General features: G+C 41.9%; 22 protein-coding genes. 13 read left to right on the top strand and 9 right to left on the bottom strand.

What is annotated here, in order from left to right; genetic code table 11:
• Positions 1 to 291 precede the first annotated feature (291 nt).
• From BW986_RS26945 to BW986_RS26900, 9 genes are all read left to right on the top strand, one after another.
• Positions 292 to 2,325 carry a Na+/H+ antiporter gene (locus BW986_RS26945; RefSeq protein ID WP_076372624.1) on the top strand — a complete coding sequence of 678 codons (2,034 nt, stop codon included), beginning with the start codon at positions 292 to 294 and terminating at the stop codon, positions 2,323 to 2,325.
• 118 nt (positions 2,326 to 2,443) lie between these two features.
• On the top strand, positions 2,444 to 2,839 hold the full coding sequence (locus BW986_RS26940; protein ID WP_260321006.1) for a GNAT family N-acetyltransferase: 396 nt from the start codon (positions 2,444 to 2,446) through the stop codon (positions 2,837 to 2,839).
• A gap of 300 nt (positions 2,840 to 3,139) precedes the next feature.
• Positions 3,140 to 4,525: a protoporphyrinogen oxidase gene (locus tag BW986_RS26935; protein ID WP_076372622.1), complete on the top strand. Its 1,386-nt coding sequence runs from the start codon at positions 3,140 to 3,142 to the stop codon at positions 4,523 to 4,525.
• A gap of 645 nt (positions 4,526 to 5,170) precedes the next feature.
• On the top strand, positions 5,171 to 5,713 hold the full coding sequence (locus BW986_RS26925) for a helix-turn-helix domain-containing protein (protein WP_076372618.1): 543 nt from the start codon (positions 5,171 to 5,173) through the stop codon (positions 5,711 to 5,713).
• A gap of 63 nt (positions 5,714 to 5,776) precedes the next feature.
• Positions 5,777 to 6,886, top strand: a complete 1,110-nt coding sequence (locus BW986_RS26920; RefSeq protein WP_076372616.1) for an ABC transporter ATP-binding protein — start codon at positions 5,777 to 5,779, stop codon at positions 6,884 to 6,886.
• A complete protein-coding gene (locus tag BW986_RS26915) occupies positions 6,876 to 7,679 on the top strand; it encodes an ABC transporter permease (RefSeq protein ID WP_076372686.1) in 804 nt (267 codons plus the stop codon). The genes BW986_RS26920 and BW986_RS26915 overlap by 11 nt, the downstream gene beginning before the upstream one ends.
• Position 7,680: 1 nt before the next feature.
• Entirely contained in the window at positions 7,681 to 8,484 is an 804-nt protein-coding gene (locus tag BW986_RS26910) for an ABC transporter permease (RefSeq protein WP_076372614.1), read from the top strand.
• Complete coding sequence (locus BW986_RS26905) at positions 8,481 to 9,554, top strand: ABC transporter substrate-binding protein (protein WP_076372612.1); 1,074 nt, start codon at positions 8,481 to 8,483, stop codon at positions 9,552 to 9,554. Before BW986_RS26910 ends, BW986_RS26905 begins: the two co-directional genes overlap by 4 nt.
• A 287-nt stretch (positions 9,555 to 9,841) precedes the next feature.
• Entirely contained in the window at positions 9,842 to 10,732 is an 891-nt protein-coding gene (locus BW986_RS26900) for a foldase protein PrsA (protein WP_076372610.1), read from the top strand.
• 635 nt (positions 10,733 to 11,367) lie between these two features.
• Here BW986_RS26900 and BW986_RS26890 read toward each other — a convergent pair.
• Positions 11,368 to 11,910 (bottom strand): hypothetical protein, encoded by a 543-nt coding sequence (locus BW986_RS26890; protein WP_076372606.1) that lies wholly within the window; start codon positions 11,908 to 11,910, stop codon positions 11,368 to 11,370.
• 169 nt (positions 11,911 to 12,079) lie between these two features.
• Between BW986_RS26890 and BW986_RS26885 the strand changes: the two genes are divergently transcribed.
• Both BW986_RS26885 and BW986_RS26880 read left to right on the top strand, forming a co-directional pair.
• Positions 12,080 to 12,544: a MarR family winged helix-turn-helix transcriptional regulator gene (locus BW986_RS26885; protein ID WP_076372604.1), complete on the top strand. Its 465-nt coding sequence runs from the start codon at positions 12,080 to 12,082 to the stop codon at positions 12,542 to 12,544.
• Positions 12,545 to 15,661 (top strand): MMPL family transporter, encoded by a 3,117-nt coding sequence (locus tag BW986_RS26880; RefSeq protein ID WP_076372602.1) that lies wholly within the window; start codon positions 12,545 to 12,547, stop codon positions 15,659 to 15,661.
• Positions 15,662 to 15,776: 115 nt separating this feature from the next.
• On the opposite strand, the gene BW986_RS26875 is transcribed toward BW986_RS26880, so the two are convergent.
• The 4 genes from BW986_RS26875 to nagA form a co-directional block, all read right to left on the bottom strand.
• Positions 15,777 to 16,499 (bottom strand): SIS domain-containing protein, encoded by a 723-nt coding sequence (locus tag BW986_RS26875; RefSeq protein ID WP_076372600.1) that lies wholly within the window; start codon positions 16,497 to 16,499, stop codon positions 15,777 to 15,779.
• 64 nt (positions 16,500 to 16,563) lie between these two features.
• A complete protein-coding gene (locus BW986_RS26870; protein ID WP_076372598.1) occupies positions 16,564 to 17,286 on the bottom strand; it encodes a GntR family transcriptional regulator in 723 nt (240 codons plus the stop codon).
• Between the two features lie 15 nt (positions 17,287 to 17,301).
• Positions 17,302 to 18,036 (bottom strand): glucosamine-6-phosphate deaminase, encoded by a 735-nt coding sequence (nagB, locus tag BW986_RS26865; RefSeq protein ID WP_076372596.1) that lies wholly within the window; start codon positions 18,034 to 18,036, stop codon positions 17,302 to 17,304.
• Complete coding sequence (gene nagA, locus BW986_RS26860) at positions 18,036 to 19,214, bottom strand: N-acetylglucosamine-6-phosphate deacetylase (RefSeq protein WP_076372594.1); 1,179 nt, start codon at positions 19,212 to 19,214, stop codon at positions 18,036 to 18,038. Before nagA ends, nagB begins: the two co-directional genes overlap by 1 nt.
• Before the next feature lie 311 nt (positions 19,215 to 19,525).
• On the opposite strand from nagA, the gene nagE reads away from it, so the two are divergent.
• A complete protein-coding gene (gene nagE / locus BW986_RS26855) occupies positions 19,526 to 21,436 on the top strand; it encodes an N-acetylglucosamine-specific PTS transporter subunit IIBC (protein ID WP_076372592.1) in 1,911 nt (636 codons plus the stop codon).
• Between the two features lie 17 nt (positions 21,437 to 21,453).
• Entirely contained in the window at positions 21,454 to 21,699 is a 246-nt protein-coding gene (locus BW986_RS26850) for a hypothetical protein (RefSeq protein ID WP_076372590.1), read from the top strand.
• On the opposite strand, the gene BW986_RS26845 is transcribed toward BW986_RS26850, so the two are convergent.
• From BW986_RS26845 to BW986_RS26830, 4 genes are read right to left on the bottom strand one after another with little or no spacing between them, the layout of a single operon-like run.
• Positions 21,688 to 22,509, bottom strand: a complete 822-nt coding sequence (locus BW986_RS26845) for an ABC transporter ATP-binding protein (protein ID WP_076372588.1) — start codon at positions 22,507 to 22,509, stop codon at positions 21,688 to 21,690. The genes BW986_RS26850 and BW986_RS26845 overlap by 12 nt on opposite strands.
• 15 nt (positions 22,510 to 22,524) lie before the next feature.
• Positions 22,525 to 23,547, bottom strand: coding sequence for a FecCD family ABC transporter permease (locus tag BW986_RS26840; RefSeq protein WP_076372586.1), 1,023 nt, complete (start codon positions 23,545 to 23,547; stop codon positions 22,525 to 22,527).
• Positions 23,540 to 24,547 carry a FecCD family ABC transporter permease gene (locus BW986_RS26835; RefSeq protein ID WP_076372584.1) on the bottom strand — a complete coding sequence of 336 codons (1,008 nt, stop codon included), beginning with the start codon at positions 24,545 to 24,547 and terminating at the stop codon, positions 23,540 to 23,542. The genes BW986_RS26840 and BW986_RS26835 overlap by 8 nt, the downstream gene beginning before the upstream one ends.
• 22 nt (positions 24,548 to 24,569) lie before the next feature.
• Positions 24,570 to 25,544, bottom strand: a complete 975-nt coding sequence (locus BW986_RS26830) for an iron-hydroxamate ABC transporter substrate-binding protein (RefSeq protein WP_076372582.1) — start codon at positions 25,542 to 25,544, stop codon at positions 24,570 to 24,572.
• Positions 25,545 to 25,750: the final 206 nt, after the last annotated feature.

Below are 25,750 nucleotides of genomic sequence, written 5' to 3'. Positions count from 1 at the left end.
GTAAATAGCAACAAAGTATGCGAAAACAGCCTTTCACAAAGACCATTTTCATTCATCATGTGGGAAAAGCTGATTATGGTTAGCCAATCAGCTTTTTTCTGTTTTATGCGTACCTAAGTTTGTTGATGGAGTCGATTTTATACATCCAATCACCTCGAACTTCAGATATTATTACAGGTATCATTATTCAGGAGGATTCTAGGTTAAAATAGTTAATGCATGAATGAATGGGTATAAATATGTTACGCTAATAGTTATGAGAATAGATGAGAGAGGAAGTTTGATGTTTGTATGGAGTTTTTTCTTGTTATATTAGCCCTTCTTATATTGATTGGAGTGTCTAATGTAATTAATCATTTTATACCCTTTATACCTGTACCATTAATACAGATAGCACTGGGTGTCATATTTGCACTTTTACCCCTGGGTATGCATGTTGAGATGGAGACGGAATTATTTTTGCTGTTATTCATCGCGCCGCTATTGTTCAATGATGGAAAAAATGTACCCCGAACAGCACTATGGAAGTTGAGGGCACCCATTCTAATGCTTGCACTGGGCCTTGTATTCATAACGGTTTGGGCAGGCGGGTATTTAATTAATTGGATGATCCCTTCGATTCCATTGCCGGCAGCATTCGCTTTGGCGGCCATTTTGTCACCCACGGATGTTGTGGCAGTGAGCGCTTTGGCGAGTCGGGTCAAGTTACCGAAGAGCATCATGCACCTTCTCGAAGGAGAAGGACTAATGAATGATGCCTCAGGTCTAGTTGCCTTTAAGTTTGCCGTTGCAGCTACAGTCACTGGTGTTTTCTCCTTAGTCGATGCAACCTTCAGTTTCATATGGATTGCAATTGGTGGGTTTGTAGGTGGAGCAATACTTGCTTTCATCATTATCAGGCTTCGTGTATTTCTTCGCCGTTTAGGGATGGAAGACGTCACGATGCATATGCTGATCCAAATCCTAACTCCTTTTATTATTTTCCTCGCTGTGGAACATTTCCACCTTTCTGGGATTTTAGCGGTCGTGGCTGGGGGAATTGTCCATGCCATTGAACGAGATCGGGAAATATCACCAACTGTAGAACTTCAGGTCGTATCAAAGAGTACATGGTCCGTCATTTTATATGTATTGAATGGCCTTGTATTCGTTTTGCTTGGCTTGCAAATCCCAAGCGTTGCGAAAACTATATTTCAAGATCCAGCCTTCAATAATGGACAAGTGATCCTTTATATCGTAATCATTACACTTTTCCTCTTCGCTTTACGATTCATTTGGCTTACGGCTGCCTGGTCGATTGGCTGGATGACGAAAAAAGCAGGCGCCCAAAAACCTGACTTCAAAGCGGCCGGAATCATTACCATTTCCGGTGTTCGCGGAGCTGTAACGTTAGCGGGTTCGTTTTCGATTCCGTATGTGTTGGCGGATGGAAGTCCTTTTCCAGAACGTTCGTTAATCATCTTCATTGCAGCAGGAGTCATTTTGCTGACCTTGATTGTTGCGAGTGTATTTCTGCCAATAGTGGCACGGTCCGAAGAAGAGGAAGTGGTGGACAAGCAGGCTGACAAAACGAAAACTGCAACCATTCACTCACATCAAGCGGCAATTCGGGTGATTGAGTCTCAAATGACAGATGAAAACCGGGAAGCGGCTTTATCGATCATTTCGAGATACTTTACCAAGATCAATGAATTATCCTATGTAGAACAGGAGAAAGAGCCTGCTGCATTAAGGGAAGAAGAGAAAGAACTTCGCTTCAAGGCCCTTGAAGCAGAGCAAAGATTCCTGGATAGGCTCATTAAGGATGAAAAAGTGGACCGGGAGACGGCGTATATATGCAAGGAATACATCCAGCGTATGGAAAGTGCCGTAACAAATCGACTGAAGTTCCGTTTTTTCAGGTCGGTAACGCTTTTCAGAAGAAGTATGCTAAGGGTTTTAAAATTATTTTTCCCTAATAAAAGTGAAATAAGAAAAATCAATCTTGAGAGATTGGAAAAGGTCAGGGATCTTAAAATCAGGATGTATAAAGCTGCCATCCAAGAGGTACAGGCCGGAATTACAGCTGATAATCATAAGACATCCTCGATGATCATAGAAGAGTATAAAGTGCTGATTTTAAAATGCAAACGTGAAAATAGAGGCCGGACCCCGAGTAAAATGGCCGATTATGAAAGAGAGCTGTTCTACAAAGCGATCCAGGCAGAACGGGACGAAGTGCAGGATATGTTTGAAAAACGAGTAATTTCCCGTGATGTTGCCAACATACTCCGCCAGCAAATCAATTTACGGGAAGCACTGACAATCAATGAAAATACACATTGATTTACTTAAGGAGCACTGCCTATATATTCGGCAGTGCTCCTTGCGGTTTGTGAAGGGAATACCGGACTAGTCATCGAATCATTAATGTATCCATAATTGATGAAAGGGGGTGTGCTCAATGAAACAGGACAAGGAAATCGGGACCATCACCTTAACGCCTTATTTACCGGAACATCTTCACCAGCTTTCCCAGTTTTATTTACCGGATACACAAACCCCTTTTTCAGCTCTCCCCGAAGAGTCACTGAAATATTGCCGGGAAGATTGCGACAGGAATCCTATCGTAATATTGGCTGAGGGTATTCCAGTTGGTTTTTTCGTTTTACACATTGGCGAGAATATCACTCCTTTCACCAACGATAAAAAAGCGATATTACTCCGTGGATTTCTTGTTGATCAAAAGCATCAAGGTAAAGGGATTGCGAAGAAAGCCTTGCAAATCCTTCCGGAATTCGCAAAAGGGATTTTTCCAAACAAGGATTCGATCATCCTGGCAGTGAATGTCGGAACGTGATTGCAAAATCTCTATATTCGAAATCGGGGTATCAGGATACAGGGATTCAAAAAGTAGGCCGAAGCGGGTTGATGGAGATTATGGAGTATAGATTAGATACGATGAACAAGGATATGGAATAAGGAACGAAATACAAATATTGTTGAATCTAGACTTTTCCAAGAGGAGAGGTCTTTTTTGTCCAATTTGTTACAGGTTTCATTACGAAACCAATGAATTAGAAGGGCGGCTTTTAATAATGCCGCTGCCTTATGGTACACTTTACTTAATGCAAAATTCGTTAATCGAGGTGTAGTCCCAATGAAAACAGTCGTAGTCGTAGGTGGAGGCATTACCGGTTTATCAACCATGTATTATTTACAAAAAACAGTTAAAGCGAGGAGTCTCTCCGTACGATTGATATTAATAGAAGGAAATGAGGAACTAGGCGGTAAAATAAGGACTGTGCACAATGGTCCATTTAAAATTGAAGCGGGTGCCGATTCGATTGTCGCCAGGAAACAAAATATAAAACCATTTATTAAGGAATTGAACCTAGAGGATGAAGTTGTCTATAATGCGACGGGAAAATCATTCATCCATACAGATGGGATGCTGAAGGGAATCCCCGAGGATGCCCTATTCGGAATACCAATGAGCCTGGAGTCGCTGGCGAAAAGCGATCTGGTTTCCGCCCAAGGTAAGGTTGACGCCTTAAAGGATTTCTATACAAAAAATGAGACGTTTACGAAGAATGACTCAATTGGTGTATTTCTTGAAAGCTTCTTAGGTAAGGAATTGGTGCAAAAGCAGATATCGCCTGTCCTATCGGGTGTTTACTCAGGAAAATTAAATGAATTGACCATTGCCAAAACACTCCCGGAGATGCTGGATTATAAAAATGAATATGGCAGTATAATACGCGGTTTATCGGAAAATAAGCAGAAATACCAAAGCAAGGGAAATAAGAAGTTCCTTTCGTTTAAAAATGGCTTATCAACATTGGTTGATCGAATTGAGGCAAGCCTCGATATGGTGGAAATTTTAAAAGGGGTCAGTGTAGATAAAATTGGAAAAGGAGATGAAGGGTACGTCATTTCATTGGCAAACGGTGAAACGCTGGAAACGGACTTCATCGTATTGAGTACACCGCATACAGTTGCCCAGAAATTATTGGGTGATCGGGAGTTGGATGAGGACTTCGACGGCTTGATCAATAGTTCGATGATTAGCGTTTATCTTGGATTCGATATCCCGGACAGCATGCTTCCTAAAGACGGGACAGGTTTCATTGCAGGTGATAATAGTGATTTGATCTGCAATGCATGTACATGGACAAGCCGGAAATGGGAGCATACTTCTGAAAACAGTCAGCTTTTGGTAAGGCTTTTTTATAAAAGCTCTAGTCCGGACTATGAACGCTTACGGTCCCTTACAAACCAGGAATTGATCTCTGTGGCTTTACGCGATATTAAAAACAGTCTAAGCATTTCCGGGAATCCAGTAACGAGTGAAGTTACGAAATGGCATGAAAATATGCCCAACTACCATATTAAACATCCTCAAATCGTTCAATCACTGGAGGCAAAAATCTCCAAGGATTATCCGAATGTCTTACTTGCGGGCTGTTCATACAATGGTGTCGGAATACCGGACTGTATTGCTGATGGGGAAAAGAAAGCGCAGGAGATATGTCTGAAGTTGTAAAAGGGGACTGCCAGGTGGCGGTTTCAGACTGTAGACAAACTCGAGGAAAAATATCATCTACTGTTTTTTTGAGTGTTTGTAAAATGGAACGTTGATTTCCGCTCCAGGCACTCGCTTTCCGCGGGCGGTCCGGGAGCCTCCTCGGCGCGCTTGCGCCTGCGGGGTCTCCCCTGGACGCGCTTTTCCCGCAGGAGTCTCGTACCTTCCGTTCCAATCAACTTTATTTTAACTTTTAGCGATTTTGTAATAGGTACGATTGCAGCACCAGCTATGATAATAATATCTAAGAATTACAATTAGAAAACGTGATTGGAAGAGGACACCAAACATATTTGCGGTTCTTTTTTTAGCAATGTACGGAAAGAAAGGATCATCAAAAAGGTTTGACACGTCACATTTGGCAAGAATACGTGGAAGAATCATGAGAGGTAACTATTTCTATACCCTGCTTTGCTTCATTTCCAATAGTAAATCAGAAAGGACTGCCCTGTGGCGGTCCTTTTTTGTATTCACGCCTGGAAATACCGTTTGAAGTTTCCCGCATTTCCTGTATAATGATATTCGTAAAATTAAACTGAAAGTTTACTTATATAAAACTTTATCTACTGTGGGTTTACTATAAGTAAACCGATTGAGGGTAATGGGATGCAAATTGGAAAAAAAATAAAGAACCTTCGCTTGAAAAAGGGATTGACCCAGGAAGAATTGGGGGAAAGAACGGATTTAAGCAAGGGATATATTTCACAGTTGGAAAGGGATCTTAGTTCCCCTTCAATTGAAACTCTTTTCAATATTTTAGAAGTACTCGGCTGCAAGCCGAAGCAGTTCTTCGATGAAGAGGATCAAGTCCAAAAAGTGGTTTATGAAGAAGAAGCACAAACATTTTTCATCGATGAAGAACGCGGGTATCAAATCCAGTGGCTTGTGCCTGAATCGAATGAAAAGGAAATGGAACCTATTCGGCTGACTCTTCAGGAAAAAGGGGAGTTCAAACAGTTTGAACCATCCTTGTCTGAAACTTTCGGTTATGTATTACGCGGAAGAGTCATTGTAAAGCTAGGTACACACACGTATTTTGTCAAGGCAGGGGAGTCGATTTATTTTCATGCTTCAGATGAACATCAAATCATCAATGATTTTGAAGGTCCGTCAGAGTTATTACTCGTGGTGACGGAATCATACTTATAGAATTCAATACAAATGCAATCGTTGAAGATTGATGAGTAAGGTAATGGAGAGAGGGAAGAAGCTATGTCAAACGGGAATATAATACGCTTCGATCAGGTTACGAAGCAATTTGATGATGATACGGTAGTTCTCGATAATGTTAGTTTTGAGATCGAGAGAGGGAAGTTCTATACGCTCTTGGGTCCTTCCGGATGTGGGAAGACCACGATCCTTCGCTTGATTGCCGGATTTACGGAAGCCTCCAAAGGTGATATTTACTTCGAAGGAAAAAAGATCAATGATGTGCCAGCCAATAAAAGGCAGGTGAATACGGTATTTCAAGATTATGCACTTTTTCCGCATTTAAATGTATTTGAAAATGTAGCATTTGGTCTTCGGATCAAAAAAATGAAGAATTCGGAAGTGGAAATCAAGGTGAAGGAAGCCTTAAGCTTTGTTAATTTGGAGGGGTATGAAAAACGGGAGATCAGGGAAATGTCCGGCGGTCAGCGGCAACGGGTAGCGATTGCCAGGGCGATTGTTAATGAACCTGAAGTCATCCTACTGGATGAACCGCTATCTGCACTCGATTTAAAATTGCGTACAGAAATGCAATATGAATTGCGGGAGCTGCAACAGAGGCTTGGAATCACGTTTATCTTCGTCACTCATGACCAAGAGGAAGCATTGGCGATGTCAGATGAGATTTTTGTCCTTAACAAAGGGAAAATTCAGCAAAGCGGGACCCCTACGGATATTTATGATGAACCGCTGAATCGGTTCGTTGCCGATTTCATCGGTGAGTCTAATATTGTAAAAGGAAAAATGATTGAAGATTACCGTGTGGAATTCGTTGGCAGACAGTTCGAATGTGTCGACCAAGGATTGAACAGTAATGAAGCTGTCGATATCGTCATCCGCCCGGAAGATTTAGAGATTACTTCCGTAGATCGCGGAAAACTGCAAGTTCGGGTGGATTCCCAGCTATTTCGCGGTGTTCATTATGAAATCAGCTGTTATGACCATGATGGAAATGAATGGCTTGTCCAATCAACGAAAAAAGTGGCAGTTGGAGATGAAATAGGTCTTTATTTCGATCCGGAATCGATTCATGTCATGCGATTGGGTGAAACGGAAGAAGAATTCGATAAACGCCTGGAAGCGTATCATGATGGGGAAAGTCATGAAGAATAAAATATCCCGGAATATTTACTTCATACCCTATGTCTTATGGATTGCTTTATTCGTGATCGCACCCATTTTGTTAATCCTTTACTATTCCTTCTTTGACATTGAAGGCAATCTATCTTTGATTAACTATCAAAAGTTCTTTACGCCTGTATATTTAAAAATGACTTTAAGCTCATTTTGGTATGCTTTCCTGATTACGGGGATATCCCTTTTAGTCGCTTATCCGACCGCTTATTTGTTAACGAAAACAAAGCATAAGCAGTTGTGGCTTTTGCTGATCATCGTTCCTTCCTGGATCAATTTACTTTTGAAGGCTTATGCCTTCATTGGTATTTTTGGCACTTATGGTGTGGCGAATGGTTTTTTAGAAGCGGTAGGAATCGGAAAGCAGCAGATTCTCTTTACGGATTTCAGCTTCATATTCGTTTCGGTTTATATTTTCATCCCGTTTATGATCTTACCGATATTCAATGCGCTTGATAAAATGAATCCAACCCTTGTGGATGCGGCCAATGACTTGGGAGCGTCCCATTGGATGACATTCCGCCGTGTCATTTTCCCATTGACGTTAGATGGTGTAAAGACGGGATGCCAGGTAGTCTTCATCCCGGCACTTTCATTGTTCATGCTTACAAGACTGATTGCCGGTAACAGAGTCATTACGCTTGGTACGGCTATCGAGCAGCACTTCCTTGTGACACAGGATTGGGGAATGGGTTCCACAATTGCGGTATTTTTGATTATTATAATGTTCCTGATTATGTTTGTAACGGGTAACCGAAAGCAGGGTGTGTAAATTGGGCAAAAAATTATCACCAATATCAAGAGCGTTTCTCGTTTTGATTTTTCTCATACTCTATGCACCGATTTTCTTTTTAGTCTTTTACTCTTTTAACAGCGGTGGAACGATGTATGACTTTAAAGGGTTCACGATGGAGTGGTACAAGGAACTGTTCCAAGATACAAGGCTGCTGATCATTGTATTGAATACACTTGTGATCGCCTTATTATCCGCAGTGATCTCAACGATCATAGGCGTGATGGGGGCGATTGGAATTCGGTCCTTTACGAGCAGTAAAGCTAAGAATACGGTATTATCATTGAATAATGTATTGATTGTCAGTCCCGATGTGATCATCGGTGCTTCCTTCCTGATTTTATTCACAATGGCCGGGATCAAGCTTGGATTCTACTCGGTACTGTTGTCGCATATCGCCTTCAGCATCCCGATCGTAGTGCTGCTGGTCCTTCCGAAACTTCAGGAAATGAGCCCTACTTTAATTGATGCGGCCCGAGATTTAGGAGCAAGCCGGTGGGATGTATTGACGAAGGTGATCCTTCCATACATCTTACCAGGTATCTTTGCTGGTTTTTTTATGGCATTGACTTATTCACTTGATGATTTTGCAGTTACGTTCTTTGTGACCGGTAATGGCTTCTCCACTCTTTCTGTGGAAATCTATTCATTGGCCCGCCGTGGGATTTCATTGAATATCAATGCACTATCGACACTGCTGTTCGTCGTGACACTGCTATTGGTTGTCGTATATTACTTTATAACTCAACGTGCAAGGCAAACGGGAATGGGGGGGAAACGATGAAAAGGCTTGTCCAAATGTTTTTGATCATTTCCCTCGTATCCGCTTTGCTGCTATATGCGATTTCAAGGTTGAATTCATCGCAGGGGTTTACGAGCAGCAATACGCTTACCATCTATAATTGGGGCGATTACATCGATACGGATCTAATCGAACGTTTTGAAGAAGAAACAGGGATAAAGGTCATTTATGAGACGTTCGATTCGAATGAGGCCATGATGACTAAAATCGAACAGGGCGGTACTACTTATGATATTGCCATTCCGTCTGAGTATATGATCGATAAGATGCGGCAGGAAGACTTGCTGATTCCCTTGGATCATTCCAAGCTTCCTAATTTGAAAAACATCGATGAACGGTTCATCGACCTGCCATTCGATCCGGAGAATAAATATTCCGTCCCTTATTTCTGGGGAACTGTTGGAATTGTTTACAATTCCAAGATGCTCGGCGGCAAAGAAATAACGGCCTGGGCGGATTTATGGGATAAAGATTTAAAAAATGAAATCCTTTTGACGGATGGGGCTAGGGAAGTGATGGGCATGGGTCTGAACTCATTGAATTATTCATTGAATGATATAGATGAAGAACACCTTCAAGAGGCAAAATCCAAACTTGATGCCCTCACCCCGAATATTAAAGCGATAGTGGGAGATGAAAGCCGCATGCTATTGGAAGCCCAGGAAGCGGCGATCGGCCTTGTTTGGTCGGGAGTTGCTTCTGAAATCATGGCTGAAAATGAAGATCTCGAATACGTTGTTCCAAAAGAGGGGTCCAATTTATGGTTTGATAATATGGTCATCCCGAAAACAACCAAAAACGTCGATGCGGCTCACCAGTTCATCAACTTCATGCTGGACCCGAAAGTTGCGGCACAGAATGCTGAATATGTAAGTTATTCGACACCCAATAAAGAGGCACTGAAATATATGCCTGAAGAAGTGGTGAAGGATGAACGTTTCTATCCATCACCGGAACTGACAAAGAAACTCGAAGTGTACGAAAACCTCGGGAAGAAAAACTTGGCCCATTACAACGAACTCTTCCTTGAATTCAAGATGCATCGTAAATAACACAAGAAGAAAAGCATGGTGTAGGAATTCCCTCCGTACACCATGCTTTTTCCCATTCCGTTACCTGTATATCAAAAGTCGATATAACGGTATAATTTCGTTTTTTGTAGTGATCAACCAAATATCAAAGTAACTTGGTAGTAGAATGAAATACACTAAAATATCTGTAGAGATATAAGTATGTTAGTATAATGATAGGTTAGTGCATATTGAAGGTAAGATTAAAATCTTAAGGATTAATTAATATTTCCACGCTATCATTATAGAAAAATTAAGGGAGAGTATTCATGAAACTATTAAGAAGCACGAAGGCATATATTTGGGCAGGGAGCATTTTGATCATTGCCGGGATCATGGCATTTGCGATGATATCTTCCACGGATAAGACAATGGCGAGTATCGATGGCGAGAAAATCAATAAGGATGAGCTATATGATGCGCTTGTTGCGGGGTACGGAGCAGATACTTTGGACCTGTTGATTACGAATAAATTGGTTGAATTGGAAGCGGAAAAAGCGGGAATTAAAATTAAGGATGAAGAAATCCAGAAAGAAATCGATACTATGGCTGAGTCCTATGGTGATGAAAAGTCGTTAAAAGAGCAATTGGAAGCAAGCGGTTCTTCCATGGATGCCTTAAAAAAGGACATCGTGGTTTATCTGCAAACGAAAAAACTGGTCGAACCGAGAATTACCGTGACGGACGATGAAATCAGTACGTATTTTGAAGATAATAAAGAAACATTTGATCAAGCTGAACAAGTGGAAGCTAGTCATATCTTAGTAGAAGACGAAAAAACGGCTAAAAAAGTTGCGAAAGAAATTGCAGAAGGCGGTGATTTCGCTAAATTGGCAGCTGAATATTCCACTGATACACAAACGGCGGATAACGGCGGAAGCCTGGGGTATTTTGGGAAAGGTGATATGGTGGAGGAGTTTGAAGATGTTGCCTTTGATCTTGATATAAATAAAGTCAGTGATCCAGTCAAAACCGATTATGGGTACCATATCATAAAAGTAACCGGAAAGAAGGAAGCAAAAAAAGCTAATTTAGAAGACAGTAAAGATGTAATTAAAGAAACGCTTCTTTCTGAAAAATTACAAGAGGAATATCCCGTTTGGTTGGCCGAAGTGAAAAAAGATCATGAGATAACGAATAAATTAGAGGACTCTAACTAAGGTTATCAAGTGAAGTGATATACCGAACAAAGAAGCTGAGGCATAACGCCTCAGCTTTTTTAATGACTTGTATAATTTGGATGTTGATTTCCGCTCCAGGCACTCGATTTCCGCGGGCGGTCGTGCAGCCTCCTCGGCTTGGGCCTGCGGGGTCTCCCCTAGACGCGCTTTTCCCGCAGGAGTCTCGTACCTTCCGTTCCAATCAACTCCGTTATTAGATTTAGATAGAACCATACCTATTGAGTTGAAGTTGTTGCTTTTGGGTCAAATGGCTCGTGAACATCATTTGATGAAAGGCACGTTATCCGACCCCCATTTGCCTCAGCTTTCTAATGGCTTGTACAATTTGGACGTTGATTTCCGCTCCAGGCACTCGCTTTCCGCGGGCGTTCCGGGGAGCCTCCTCGGCTAGCGCCAGCGGGGTCTCCCTTGGATGCGCTTTTCCCGCAGGAGTCTCGCACCTTCCGCTCCAATCCACTTTGTTATTAAATTTAGATAGAAACCATACCTGGGAGTTGAAGGCGTTGCTTTGGGTCAAATGGTTCGGGAACATCATTTGATGAAAGGTACATTTTCCGGACCCCTTTTGTCTACAAAAACAAGCTGGGGCTTAATGCCTCAGCTTGTTTTATATATTAGAAGTTGGATGAAATGGATTTTTGATTGGATAATCCAGATTTTTTAACGATTTCATCACTCTCTTTTTCACCTTTATCATTATCGGATTTCAATGATTGTGATGGTGTTTCTTTCAGCTGTTTACCGGCAACGACCACTTTTGAACTGATGTCTTTCAATTCACTTGTTGCGTCTTTAGCTGTACCAAGGGCATCGGTGGAGATATCCTTTACTTCGGATACTTTACCCACCACGTCTTCATTAACGGTTTCATATAGTGTTTCAACGTCATTGATTGCCTCTTTAATCGTCTCCGTTGCCCCTTTGACTCCTGATACCATCTGTTCCTTCATATCGCCGGGATTTTCCTTGACCTGTTCAATCATATTCATGGAGTTGTCTTTTAAAAGGACGGCGGAACGCTTTACTTTATTTCTTGTATTGGAGTCAAGCAAGGTCAACGCACCACCAACAAGACCTCCAATCAGAATCCCTTTTAAGAGTTTGCTATTCGGTTGAGTTTCGATAGTCGATTGATTTTCGATGGTTGATTGAGTCATTTATATTTCCTCCTTTAGAATAGTAGATTGTGTGCTTACTTTGGGTTTTCCCTTATTTACCATAAGTTAAACTGGAAATAATAAACTATCATGGGATTGACATAATAAATAAAACAATAGTAATCTACATATAGTTAAATGACTGAACTACTTTTCGGGAGGTGCAACGATGACTAATGACAAAGTTTCTGGATTGATTGATCGATATATGAGGGTTTCCTTCTATGTCAATAAGATGGGTGAGCTTTTAATAAAAGATCAGATTTGTGATGTACTGACGAACGAACAATACTATACTTTACGGTTCATTCAACAACAGCGGTTGTGTACATCGACGGAAATCAGTGATGCCTTTTATATTAATAAGAGTGCCGTCACGTCCAACATCAACAGGCTGGAAGGCAAGGGATTGATAGAACGGGAACAGGACCTGGTTGACCGAAGGGTCTTTCACTTGAAGCTTTCCAAAGAGGGGGAAGCATTGTTACAGGAAACGGAAAATAAGATTCATAAATTGGTAGAGAGCATCATGACGAAATTCGATTATGAAGAGATCGTTAAATTCCTTGATACATATGAGAAGCTATCACAAATTTTCATTCAAATGAAAAATGAGGAATGGGAGGAAATATAAATGAGGGGGATCATTAAGGGAAGATGGCTGGTCATTATCGTTTGGGTTGCAATTACAGCAGGATTATTGTTTGCGGCACCGAATATGGCGGAACTTGTCCGGAATAAGGGACAGCTGGATGTACCGGCAGAGTATTCCTCCGGGATGGCCAATGAGCTAATGAAAGAGATCCAGGATAAGGATGAGTCACAAGTGGCTCTCGTATTCCATGGTGATAAGAAGCTGTCTTCCTCGGAATTGAAAGAGATTGAGATAGCGATCCAAAAACTTGAAAAGAATAAAGCAGAGCTTGGCATCAAAGAGGTCATGACCCATTTTAAAGAGCCCTCGCTAAAAGGTCAGTTGGTCTCGGAGAATGAATCAACAGTTCTGACTTCCATCACGATGGTGAAGGGGGACCGAGAAGCTAAGGACGTGATCGATGCCCTTTATAAAGAGTTGGATCAAGTGGATGTCGAGCATTATTACACAAGCAGCTGGATGATCGATGAAGATCTTAATGCCAATTCCCAAGAGGGGCTGAAGAAAACTGAAGGCATCACGGTCGTCTTCATTCTGGCTGTATTGCTGATAGTCTTCCGTTCAGTTGTGACACCGATCATTCCGTTAGTAACAGTCGGTTTCACTTATTTATGTTCACAATCCATCGTCTCATTCCTGGTGGATAAATGGGACTTTCCGATTTCGTCTTACACCCAAATATTCCTGGTAGGCATTTTATTTGGAATCGGGACTGATTATTGCATCCTGCTTCTTAGTCGTTTCAAGGAGGAGCTATCGTCACAGGATTCCTTGCCTGAAGCGATCGTGGAAACATACCGAACTGCCGGCAAGACTGTCTTCTTCAGTGGGCTGACCGTAATGATTGGCTTTGCGGCAATCGGTTTTTCTACTTTTAAGCTCTATCAATCTGCGGCGGCCGTTGCCATAGGGGTTTTCATTTTAATGATCGCCCTATATACGATCGTTCCATTTTTCATGGCGGTTCTTGGCAAGAAGCTATTTTGGCCGGCAAAAGGGAAGCTTGAGCATAGTGAAAGTAAACTATGGGGAATTCTCGGTAACTTTTCCTTGAATCGCCCATTGCTGGCGCTTATGATCGTTGCAATCGTCTGTGTTCCCTTTTTGTTTATGTATGATGGGAAGATTTCCTATAACTCCCTTGAAGAAGCGGGCGATGATGTTCCTTCCATCATGGCATTTAATATCATTTCCGATGAATTCGGGCCAGGACAATCCATGCCAACACAGATTGTCATAAAAAATGACGAACGCATGGATTCGGAGGATTACGTCGCACTTGCTGAAAAAATCAGCCAGGAAGTCGTCAAGGTAGATGAAGTCGATGTAGTTCGTTCCATGACCCGTCCGACAGGTGAACCCATTAAGGACTTATTTGTCGCGAACCAAGCCGAAACTTTGGAAAAGGGAATCGGGGAAGGAAATGAAGGCATTAAACAAATCAGTGATGGATTAAAAACGGCAGGCAGTGAGCTTTCCGATTCAGGACCGCGCTTGAAGCAAGCGACGGACGGAATAGGGGGTCTCATATCCGGGACCAATGAATTAAAGAGCGGCGTAGGTCAGGTGGAGAATGCGTTAACAAGCATTGAAGCAGGCATTCGCGATGGGTCCTCAGGGACTGGGGACATTAAAAACGGACTGATTGAGGTCAAGGCAAATTTGGAGAAGCTCGCCACCGGAAGCGGACAGCTCCTCGAAGGCTATAAACAATCAGCTAATGGGTTAAGTGAGCTGACAGGAGGATACAAAGAGATTCAATCTAACCTTACGGGCGTATCACAAAGCCTTGCTGGGTTAAATCCTTCTTTTGAGCAAATGGAAGCCACACATCCAGAATTACAGGCTGATCAGTCCTATCAAACGATCAAGCAAACGGTACAAGGGGCACAGGGTGGCTTGGAACCCATGGCAGCTGGCCTTTCCGAGCTCAATAGGAATCTTGGTTCAGTGTCCGGGGGTTTGAATACGGCGAATCAAAATATGGCAGAGATCGTAAAGGGTCAAACTTCTCTTGGGGAGGGCCTGAACCAATTGATTTCAGGTGTTGACACTTTACAAAAAGGTCTAAGCAGCATGGCCAATGGTCAGGGGGAAGTCATAAATAACCTGTCAGGATTTAAAGGCGGCCTTACCAGCTTAAGTAATGGGCAGCAAGAGCTCCTAAATGGTTTTTCAAGCCTCGGCGGGCAACTTACCGATTTGACAGATGGCTTAAATGAAAGTGCGGATGGTCTGAATGAAGTCCATGATGGACTATCGTCTGCACAGGGTTATTTATCAGGGCTGGCAAAAACGGATAAAACGGTAACAGGTATGTACATTCCCAAAGAAGTAGTGGAAAGCGAAGAATTCGGGGAAGCATTGAACGCGTATTTATCTGAAGATGGTAAAATCATGACCATGGATGTGGTATTCAAGGCGAATCCATATTCCAATGAAGCAATCGAGCAAATCGATTCGATTGAGGCAACTGTCGAAAGAGTAACGAAAGATACAAAGCTTGAAAATGCGCAGGTGGCGATAGGGGGAATCACAAGTACACATCATGACTTGGGCATGATGTCTGAGGAGGATTTCTCACGGACGGTCGTTTTGATGCTGTCGGGTATCGCAATCATTCTCTTTTTCATGCTGCGATCACTGGTCATGCCGGTCTATTTGATTGTGTCGCTCGTTTTGACTTATTATACAGCGGCAGCCATTACAGAGTTGGTTTTTGTTAATATTCTCGGTTATGCCGGCATCGGCTGGGCAGTTCCTTTCTTTGCTTTCGTCATCTTGATTGCTCTTGGCATTGACTATAGCATTTTCTTGATGGATCGCTTTAACGAGTGGAAAGATAAACCGGTCAAGGAAGCGATGTCACTGTCCATGAGAAAAATGGGAACGGTGATCATCTCAGCGGCTGTCATTCTGGGTGGAACCTTTGCTGCCATGATGCCAGCAGGTGTTTTATCGCTCTTGGAGATAGCCACTCTAATTTTGGTGGGGCTTGCTTTATATGCGTTTGTCATATTGCCATTGTTTATTCCTGTTATGGTTGCGGCGTTTGGAAATGCAAATTGGTGGCCGTTTTTGAAAAATAAGGAGTAAAGGGAAGTAACCATTAAATAAAAGAAGGCATCCTAATGGATGCCTTCTTTTATAGTTCACCACGACTGCTTCACGATGAACATAAAGCATATGTATTCCTTTTTGGCATATCGAATCATAATTGGGGAATTCTTGTTTTATATTTCGCGATGATCTTTTGATTGTGTTCATCTGCCCCTTCGATATTACTGCTCAGGAATACAGGAGGGGTCTCCCCTGATTCAATAATCGTTTGGATGACTTGCGTGAAAATCATATTGAGGAGAACGGCGCCGATCACGGTCGATCCAGAACCAAAAGATATATTATTTGATTTCAGTAATGTGTCACCTTTGGCAATATGATTGTCTATGACCAAATCAACGACATCGTGGAGATAATGCTTCTGTTTATGCCGTGAAGGACAACTTTTTGCATACTCCGGTGATGTTAGTCCAATGACGAAGGCCCCTTTTTCTTTTGCGATAGTGGCGACATCTATGGGAACGGGATTTACCCCGGATGATGAAATGACGATACAGACATCACCAGGACGGATATCCTCATCATGCATGAATTTCTCTGATAGGTCATTTTGCCGTTCAAGTTGGGATGACCTTGAAGCTCCCTTAAAAAGCATCAAATCTTCAACGAAAATAGGACGAATTGCGGCTAACCCACCTGCCCGGTAGAATACCTCTTCGGTCAAAATATGAGAGTGTCCGCTTCCGAATAGATGGATGATTCCATCCGACATCACCGCTTTTGAGATATGGTCCACGGTTTCCTTAATTGATTGCTTTTCCTGTTCTCCCACAATTGTGAGTAAAGCCTGCACTTCTTCAAAGTATGTGTTCATATTTTGTGACACCCTCCGATTACCTTTGGCAATTAAAATACTTTAGTGATGAAAATATTCAATTTTATCTGCTTATAGTGATAGTGAACTTATACCTGTCCGCACGATATGCCGATTTAACATATTCAAGGGGAGTTCCATCCATTAGGAACGTATGCCTTTGAATGAATAATATGGGTGAGTGCTTTGGAATCGCTAAATGGGTGACTTCTAATTCAGAAGCAATTGATGATTCCAACGTTTGTGTAGCATAGTCTATTTTAAGTTTAATGTAATTCTCCACATATTGGTAAAGGGAGAGGTTAATGATTTCTTCCGTTAATCCTTTAATTAAATTGGCAGACATGTACACGGTCTCGAGCGCCATTGGAACATCATCAGCCAACCGAATGCGTTTTATTTCATAAACGGGAGCATAAAGGGAAATGTGCAATTCACTGGCAATCTTCTTATCAGCCGGAATGATTTCAAAGCTCAGCAGCTTACTGCTTGGATTTAATCCCCTTGCTTTCATGTCCTCGGTGAAGCTGGTCAACCCATTGAGCTGCTGCTCCAGTTTCTTATCGGCGACAAAGGTTCCCCTTCCTTTTTGACGGTATAAGTATCCGTCATTCACTAAATTATTTATGGCTTGCCGGACGGTCATCCGGCTAATTTCGAATTGCTCGGCATATTCACGTTCAGATGGAAGGGCATTGTGCGCTTGGAACTCACCGTTTTCTATTTGTCTTTTTATTTGTTCTTCGATTTGAAAATAAATCGGAAGAGGTGAGTTTTTATCAATCATCGACTTTCGCTCCTTTTAGGGTATTATCACTCCGGATAACGCTTTTTGGTCTGCGATAATTGTAACACTATTATGTTTTTTTAGGATAGATGCAGGGAAGTCCTCGGAAATGTCACCGTGTATCAATTTCTTCAAGGTTTCAGCTTTTTCTTCACCAGATATCAGCAGCAGAATTTCCTTGCTTTTCATGATGGTTGAAATTCCCATCGTAACGGCATGTGTAGGAACTTCGTCTATGGAATCGAAATAACGTGCATTCGCTTGGCGCGTTGAATCTTCAAGTGTCACGACATGTGTACCCGATGTGAATGAAGTTCCAGGTTCATTAAAACCAATATGGCCATTTTGCCCAATACCAAGTATCTGAAGATCGATCCCTCCCACGGAATCAATCATTTCGTCATACCGTTTACATTCTCCGTTGGTATCATCGGCTGTGCCATTTGGCAGGTGAGTACGCTCTTTATTTATATTGATGTGAGTGAATAAGGAGTCATTCATATAATAATGGTAACTGTTTGGATCATTTGGTTTTAAGCCGATATACTCATCAAGATTAAAAGATGTTACATTTTCATAAGAAGTATGATTATTCACATGGTCTTCAATCAAATTATCGTACATTCCTTTTGGGGTGCCGCCTGTAGCAAGGCCCAATTTGATTTTTGGATTCCCTTTGACTTTTCCAATCACTATTTCTGCAGCTGTCCGGCTCATTTCCATGTAGTCCTGCACCTGTATGATCTTCATTATACATTCTCCTTTTTAAAAGCTAAATTTCCTCTGCAGAACGTCATTTCAACGTCCAAGCGGTCATTCAATATTACAAGGTCGGCGTCTTTGCCAACCTGGATGCTTCCTTTTCTGTCAAAAATCCGAAGCTGTTTGGCAGGGTTTTCTGCCGTCATTTTTATAATGTCAGTCATGGAACAATTGGTATATTCCAATGTGTTCTTGATGGCATCGTTCATTTTCAATATACTGCCGGCTAGTGTACCGTCTGAAAGCGTTGCTTTCGTTTCGTTCACATACACAGGCTGACCACCTAAATCATAGGTTCCCTTTTCAAGCCATTTGGCACGAAGCGAGTCCGTTATCAAGATCATGCGTTCACTTGTAATTTGGTTATATGCCAGCTTCACCATTTCCGGCCTGCAGTGAATGCCGTCAGCAATAAGTTCAACATATAGCTCGTCTCGAAGATAAGCAGCTCCCAAAACACCAGGTTCGCGGTGATGGAGTCCCCGCATCCCATTATAAAGATGTGTAACGTGGGTAGTGCCTGCCTGGATTGCTTCATCTATTTGGTCATATGTTGCATCTGAATGTCCAATGGAGGCTACGACGCCAGTTCCCCTTAAGTGGGCGGCTAGATCTAATCCATTTGGTTGTTCAGGAGCAAGCGTTACAAGCTTGATTTGATTTTCGGCCATTTCCTGCCACTTTTTAAATAGAGTGACATCAGGATCAATGATATAATCCTCAGGCTGCGCTCCTTTACGGGCTGGTGAAATGAAAGGACCTTCTAAATGAATCCCAACTATTTCAGCGTGTTCTTCCGTTTGATTTTCAATATATTTACCAGCATTAAGAAGTGCTGATTCAATGGCTTCGGTAGATTGAGTCATTGTAGTGGCCAGAAAGCTCGTGGTTCCTTCTTTGGGAAGAGTCTCCGCCATTGTTGATAATGCTTCATGTGTGGCATCCATTGCATCGGAATTGGATGCCCCGTGAATATGAATGTCGATGGCACCGGGAATTACCTGATAATCCGGTGAAAGAGTAATGACCTTTGCATCATCTTCCTGTTTGTAATGGCTGACTGGACCAACCTCGGCAATTTTTCCATCCACGACTTTAATATACCCATTTTTGTATGTTTCCTTTTCGCCATGAACTATTAGATTATTAATAATGAATGTTTTCATACATAATCTCCTTTATGAAAGTAAAACTTAATGAATGAGTCATGAAAAAGTTTCATATATTTTGCCCTCATTTTATCGTTTTTATCAAAAGTTGTCTAGACCAGTTAAGGGGTATAAGGAATAAAAAAGATATTATTGCTTTATTTTCGAAGAATATAGTATATTTTCAAGTAAATTGGTATAGACATCTATATATTTTCTGTGCTAGTATAATCCAAAGAAAAGTTATTATATTGATAAAATGAAAACGCTTTATACGTCTTTTCGTTCTGCTGAATTAAAAGAAGTTAGGAACAAGGGAGATGAGTTCGATGTTAAATTTTTTACAAAAGATTGGGAAGGCTTTAATGTTACCGATTGCTGTTTTGCCGGCAGCGGCTTTATTGCTTCGTTTAGGGCAACCGGATTTACTTGATATTCCATTTATGGCTGCCTCGGGAAAAGCGATTTTTGATAACCTTGCCATATTGTTCGCTTTAGGTATAGCAATTGGTTTATCAAAAGATGGAAGCGGTGCTGCGGCATTAGCAGGTCTTGTTGGTTACTTTGTTTTAACGAATGGTACACAAGCGATTAATAAAGATATCAACATGGCTGTATTAGGCGGTATTATATCGGGTATAGTTGCAGCTCTTCTATATAATAGATATTCCGAAATAAAACTCCCTGAATGGCTTGGATTCTTTTCAGGGAAACGATTCGTCCCGATCATCACTTCGCTGGCGATGATTATACTTGCGGGAATATTCGGTTTTGTTTGGCCTCCGATTCAAGATGTAATCAATAGTGTCGGAGACTGGATTACAGGTGCAGGGGCATTGGGTGCCGGCGTATTCGGCGTATTGAATCGCTTATTGCTTCCAGTAGGATTGCATCATGTCTTGAATAGTATGGTTTGGTTCGTTTTTGGTGAATACAATGGAGCGACAGGTGATATAAATCGTTTCTTCGCAGGGGACCCGACTGCTGGGCCCTTCATGACCGGTTTTTTCCCGATCATGATGTTCGGTCTTCCAGCCGCAGCATTTGCGATGATTGCAGCTGCTAAAAAAGAGAAACGTAAATTGGTGACGGGGATGCTTGTTGGGTTAGCTTTCACTTCTTTCCTAACAGGAATCACTGAACCTATTGAATTTTTGTTCATGTTCATCGCACCGGTGTTATATGTAATACATGCCCTTTTAACCGGGGTCTCCCTGGCACTGGCTGTTATATTGGATATCCATCATGGGTTTGGATTCTCCGCAGGGGCCATTGATTATTTCTTGAACTTTGGTATAGCGCAAAAACCGCTATGGCTAATACCGATTGGTTTGGTATACGCGGCAGTTTACTTCGTGATTTTCTATTTTGTCATCAAGATCATGGATTTAAAAACACCTGGCCGTGAAGACGATGAGGAAGTTGTGGAAGAAGAAACAATTGTGAAAACAGGGGATAAATATACCGATATGGGATCGCTTTTCATTCAAGATCTTGGCGGTAAAGAGAATATAAAGCTAATTGATAACTGTGCAACGCGCTTGCGTTTACAAGTGGCCGATTCAGGAAATGTGAATGAAGCAGCCTTGAAAAGGCATGGTGCACGAGGTGTCATGAAGTTGAATAAATCGAGTGTGCAGGTCATTGTTGGAACGAATGTTGAATTCGTTGCAAATGCAATGAAACAACTTGTCAAGAATGGCGTCGATCCAAGCAAAGTGAAAACAAGTTCAGCTGCACAAGTGGCAGAGGATAAAATGGAAGAAAACCAAGCTTTGGGTGCAAATGACTTTGTCCTTCCGATTGAAGGAACCGTTTTACCGATCGAACAAGTTCCCGATCAAGTGTTTGCCATGAAAATGATGGGGGATGGCTTTGCTATCGAGCCAGTCAACGGAAATCTAGTATCCCCAATCGATGGGGAAGTTCTAAGTATCTTCCCGACAAATCATGCACTGGGATTAAAAATGGATAATGGTCTGGAAATTCTGATCCATGTTGGGTTGGATACAGTTAAACTAAATGGCGAAGGGTTTACATCCCTTGTGCAAGAAGGTCAAAGAATAACAAAAGGAACACCTCTTTTGGAAATTGATTTAGATTTCATAAAACGGAATGCACCATCAACGGTCACTCCTATTATATTCACTAACTTACCAGAAGGAACGGCAGTGAAATTGCAAAAGTCAGGGATCCAGAAACAAAATACACCAGATATCATCCAATTGGAAAAACTATAAAACAAAGGGGTGTCGATATGTCGACACCCCTTCAGGCTGTAGGCAAACTCGAAGAAAAGCGAGTTTGCCTGCAGTTTTTTTATGGCTTGTACAATTTGGATGTTGATTTCCGCTCAAGAAACTCGCTTTCCGCGGGGGGGCGTGGAGCCTCCTCGGCTTGCGCCTGCGGTGTCTCCCTAGACGAGCTTTTGATTCGGGAATATCATTTAATGAAATATACGTTTTCCGAACCACTTTTAGAAGCACACCTTTCAATTGGATGAAACGGCTTCTTTGTATACTTCTTGCTGTGATAAATTGTCATAACCAAAACAAACGGGCGCCCCATTGGCAGGATCTATCATAACCCTTGCATGAATGCGAAAGACTTCTTCTAAAACGGCAGGTGTAATGATTTCGACCGGGGTACCGATTTTAACGATTTCACCTTCTTTCATCGTTATGATTTCATGTGAAAACCGGGACGCATGGTTGATATCATGCAGTACCATCACGGTCGTTATTTTTTGTTCTTTATTAAGCTTTTCAACTATTTGCAAAACTTCCAGTTGGTGGGCCATATCAAGATAGGTGGTCGGTTCATCCAGTAATAAAATCTCCGTTTTCTGTGCTAAAGCCATTGCCAGCCAAACCTTTTGTCTTTGACCACCGGATAGATTGGCGATTTGCCGGTTCCGAAATGAAAGGGTTTTTGTGATATCCATGGCCCATTCAATCGTTTCTTTATCTTCTTTCGTTAGTTTATTTACATTATTGCGGTGCGGATACCTTCCATATGAAATGAGTTCCTCTACCTTCAATTGGGCTGGTGCAACAGGGTTTTGGGGAAGTAACGCCAGCTGCTTGGCAATCTGCTTCGTATGGATCTTATGTAAATCCTGTCCTTGTAAAAAAACGCTTCCGTTCTTTTGTTTTAGAATACGGCCAATCGTCTTCAGTAATGTGGATTTACCACAGCCATTAGGACCTATGATTGTCGTGACCAGGCCCTTTTTTATTTCCAAATTCAAGTCTTTGAATACCGTGAATTTCTCGTAATTCGTTTCTAGATTTTCCGTACGGAGAATACTCACTGATCATCTCTCCTTCTACGCTTTAGCTTTAATTAGTAAATAAAGAAAATATGGGACACCAATGATTGAGATGACGATCCCGACTGGCAATTCAGCCGGTGCAAAAACGGTTTTTGCGATAAAGTCGGATAGGATGACTAGTAATGCGCCGACTGCCCCGGATACGGGGATGACCTGATTATGATGGATTCCTACTAGATGCTTGGATATGTGGGGAGCCATTAAACCTACAAATCCAATATTGCCCGATACGGAAACGGAGGCGCCCACCAATCCGATGCTGCAGAGTAAGAGGATGATCGTTTCCTTTTCCACTGTAATCCCCAAACTTTTAACACTCGATTCTTCCAACTGATACAAATCAAGTAAATAAGCCTTTTTCTTAATAATCGGAATCAGGACTATCATCCAGGGTAACATGGATGCGATGTATTTCCAGTTGCCATCATATATCGTACCTGAGAGCCAAACTGTTGCCATTTCAAAATCGCTTGATTTCATTTTTAATGATAAATATAAGGAAAGGGCACCAAACGCCGAGCCTATGGCGATTCCGGTCAGTAACAGGCGACCCATGTCCAGGGTGCCATTCTTCCAAGAGAAAAGGAAAATCAATAGGGCAGCCAAAAGCCCGCCCACCAAACCGAATAGCGGAAAACTCATAATGGAGAACCAGTCCGAGCCGCTGTTTTGACCTTGATAGAAAAACATGAAAATGACAATGGCTGTCCCAGCACCGGCATTAATACCGAGAATACCGGAATCGGCCAGGCCATTTTTCGTGACCCCTTGAATGACAGTCCCTGCAATTCCTAAGCTCACTCCCACCAAACCGGCAATCACAATGCGGGGGAGCCTGAAATCAAAGATGACCAAATCAAAATCGGACACTGGATTCACCCTGAATAAGGTTTGAAGGACAGCTTTGACGGTCATGTCGAATGTACCGGATATCAAGCTAAAATAACTTGTAACAACGATTAAACATAAAATGATGCTCATCGTGATGGTGAAGCGCCACCGTAAATTCTTATCCATTCTTTTCTCCTCCTTTCGTTCTTATTAAGTACAGGAAGAAAGGAATGCCGATCAGGGAAGTGACGACTCCTATGGGGGTTTCGAATGGATAATTAACAAACCGGCTCAATACATCGCACAGAGCTAGAAAAACCGCACCAATTACCCCTGCGCATGGAACGATCCACTTATAATCGATCCCGATTAAAAACCGGGTGATGTGGGGGATGATAAGTCCAACAAAACCGATTTTCCCTACAAGCGCCACTGCAATTCCCGTTAAGCAGATGACGGAAAGGAGGGCCACAGCTTTTATTATTTTTGTGCGCTGACCTAAATTGATGGAAATTTCTTCGCCTAAAGATAATATCGTAATGGATTTTGAGATGAATAGGGCGAGGATGATTCCCACCATTCCACACGGTATCGCCAATTTCAGTACATTGGGATCGATCTGGTGCAGCCTTGAGTTGTACCAAAAACTTACATTTTGGGAAATTTGGAAATAGGATGCTATGGCTGCCGAAATACTGCTTAGAAATGTCCCGATGACGGTTCCGATTATTGCCAATCGAACGGGGGATAATCCATTTGGAAGCAGCGACCCAAAACCAAAGACAATTCCGGCTCCCAATGCAGAACCTATCATGGAAAAGAGGATCATTTGGAATGAAGACATACCCGGAGCAAATACCATACAAAGTGTAATCACGAACGCAGAGCCATCAGTCACTCCCATAATTGAAGGGGATGCAAGATAATTTCTTGTCATCCCCTGCATGAGTGCTCCTGATATGGCTAGAAATGCCCCAACAAGGAGGGCACCCAAAACTCTAGGCAAGCGAGAAGCCATAATGATGGTATGGTCGACGTTACCAGAGTCATAGTGGAAAATCGCATTCCATACCGTTATGGAATCTATATTTTTGGCACCGTATAAAATGGATAAAACGATCGATATACAAATCAATAGGGGTGCCATACAAAGAATTATTATTGGTAATGAATTTGTTTTTGCCATATCATTCAACGCACCTTACTGTTTATTTAGCTAATTCTTCCGTGGCAGCCTTCAGGAAAGCCGTTTTACTCCAAGCCGTTCCGCCTTGAGCAAGAGGATCAACCGAGTTTACAAACACTTTATTATCTTTTACTGCCGTGATGCTCATCCAGATCGGGTTATTTTGCAGCTCTTTTAAAGCTTCAGGTTTTTGCGCATTTTCACTTTCCGTGAATTGCAAGAAGACATAATCTGGGTCAAGTTCCGCAAATTTTTCTAATGAAATCATTTCTTGTGCTTTAATAGGCTTGATTTCTTCAGGGACAGTCAAGCCTAGATCTTTATAGATTACTGGGTTGAAATACACATCCTCAGGATAAAGGAATAGGCTGCCGTTCCGGATCCTCACCACTAATACCTTTTTATCCTTCAGTTTTTCACCGAGTTCCAGTTTTGTTTTTGCGGCGTCATCATTATAGGTTGTGATGATTTTTTCAGCTTCATCTTTTTTACCTGTAAGGCTGGCCATTAACCGCAGGTTGTCTTCCCAATTTGTCGAAATATGTGAATAAGGGAATGTTGGCGCCACTTTTTCCAACTGTTCCGTCACATTAGCTGGAGATTTAGAAGACCACATGATGACATCAGGTTTCATCCCAAGAAGAGTCTCATAGTTTGGCTGCATTTTTTCACCGATCGACTTAGCACCTTCGAGGTCTTTAGCTAAATATTCAGGTATTTCCCCACCTACAGTAACAACACCAGCAGGTTTAACTCCTAATATGGCTGCATCTTCCATTGATTCCAAACTAGCAGTGGCGATACTGGTAACTTTGGCTGGGATTGTATACTCCTTATCCAGATATGTGACAGTTTGGGTCTTTGCTTCTTTTTTAGCCGAATCAGTCACTTTGCTTTTTTCTGAAGCATCCTCGGAAGTCTTTTCGGCATTACCGCAAGCGCCAAGCCCTAAACTGAATACTGTTGCCATACCAAGTACGAATAATTTCTTTTTCATTTGTCGGTTCTCCTTTTTGGATTTCTGGAATATAAATTTATCGCTTCTTCATTGTTCACGCAGAAAAAACTTTAATTGTAATAACCGATTTTTTCACTTCCTTTACCAGCTGGGTTGCAAAATAAAGATTAATATTTCTATGTAGTATTTGATAACGATTATCATTATCAATTCAACATGCTATTAAATATATAATTAATTTTCTA

The organism is Peribacillus simplex (genome assembly GCF_900156045.1).
Lineage (GTDB): Bacteria > Bacillota > Bacilli > Bacillales > DSM-1321 > Peribacillus > Peribacillus simplex_D.
This window is presented reverse-complemented; position numbering and strand designations above follow the sequence as displayed.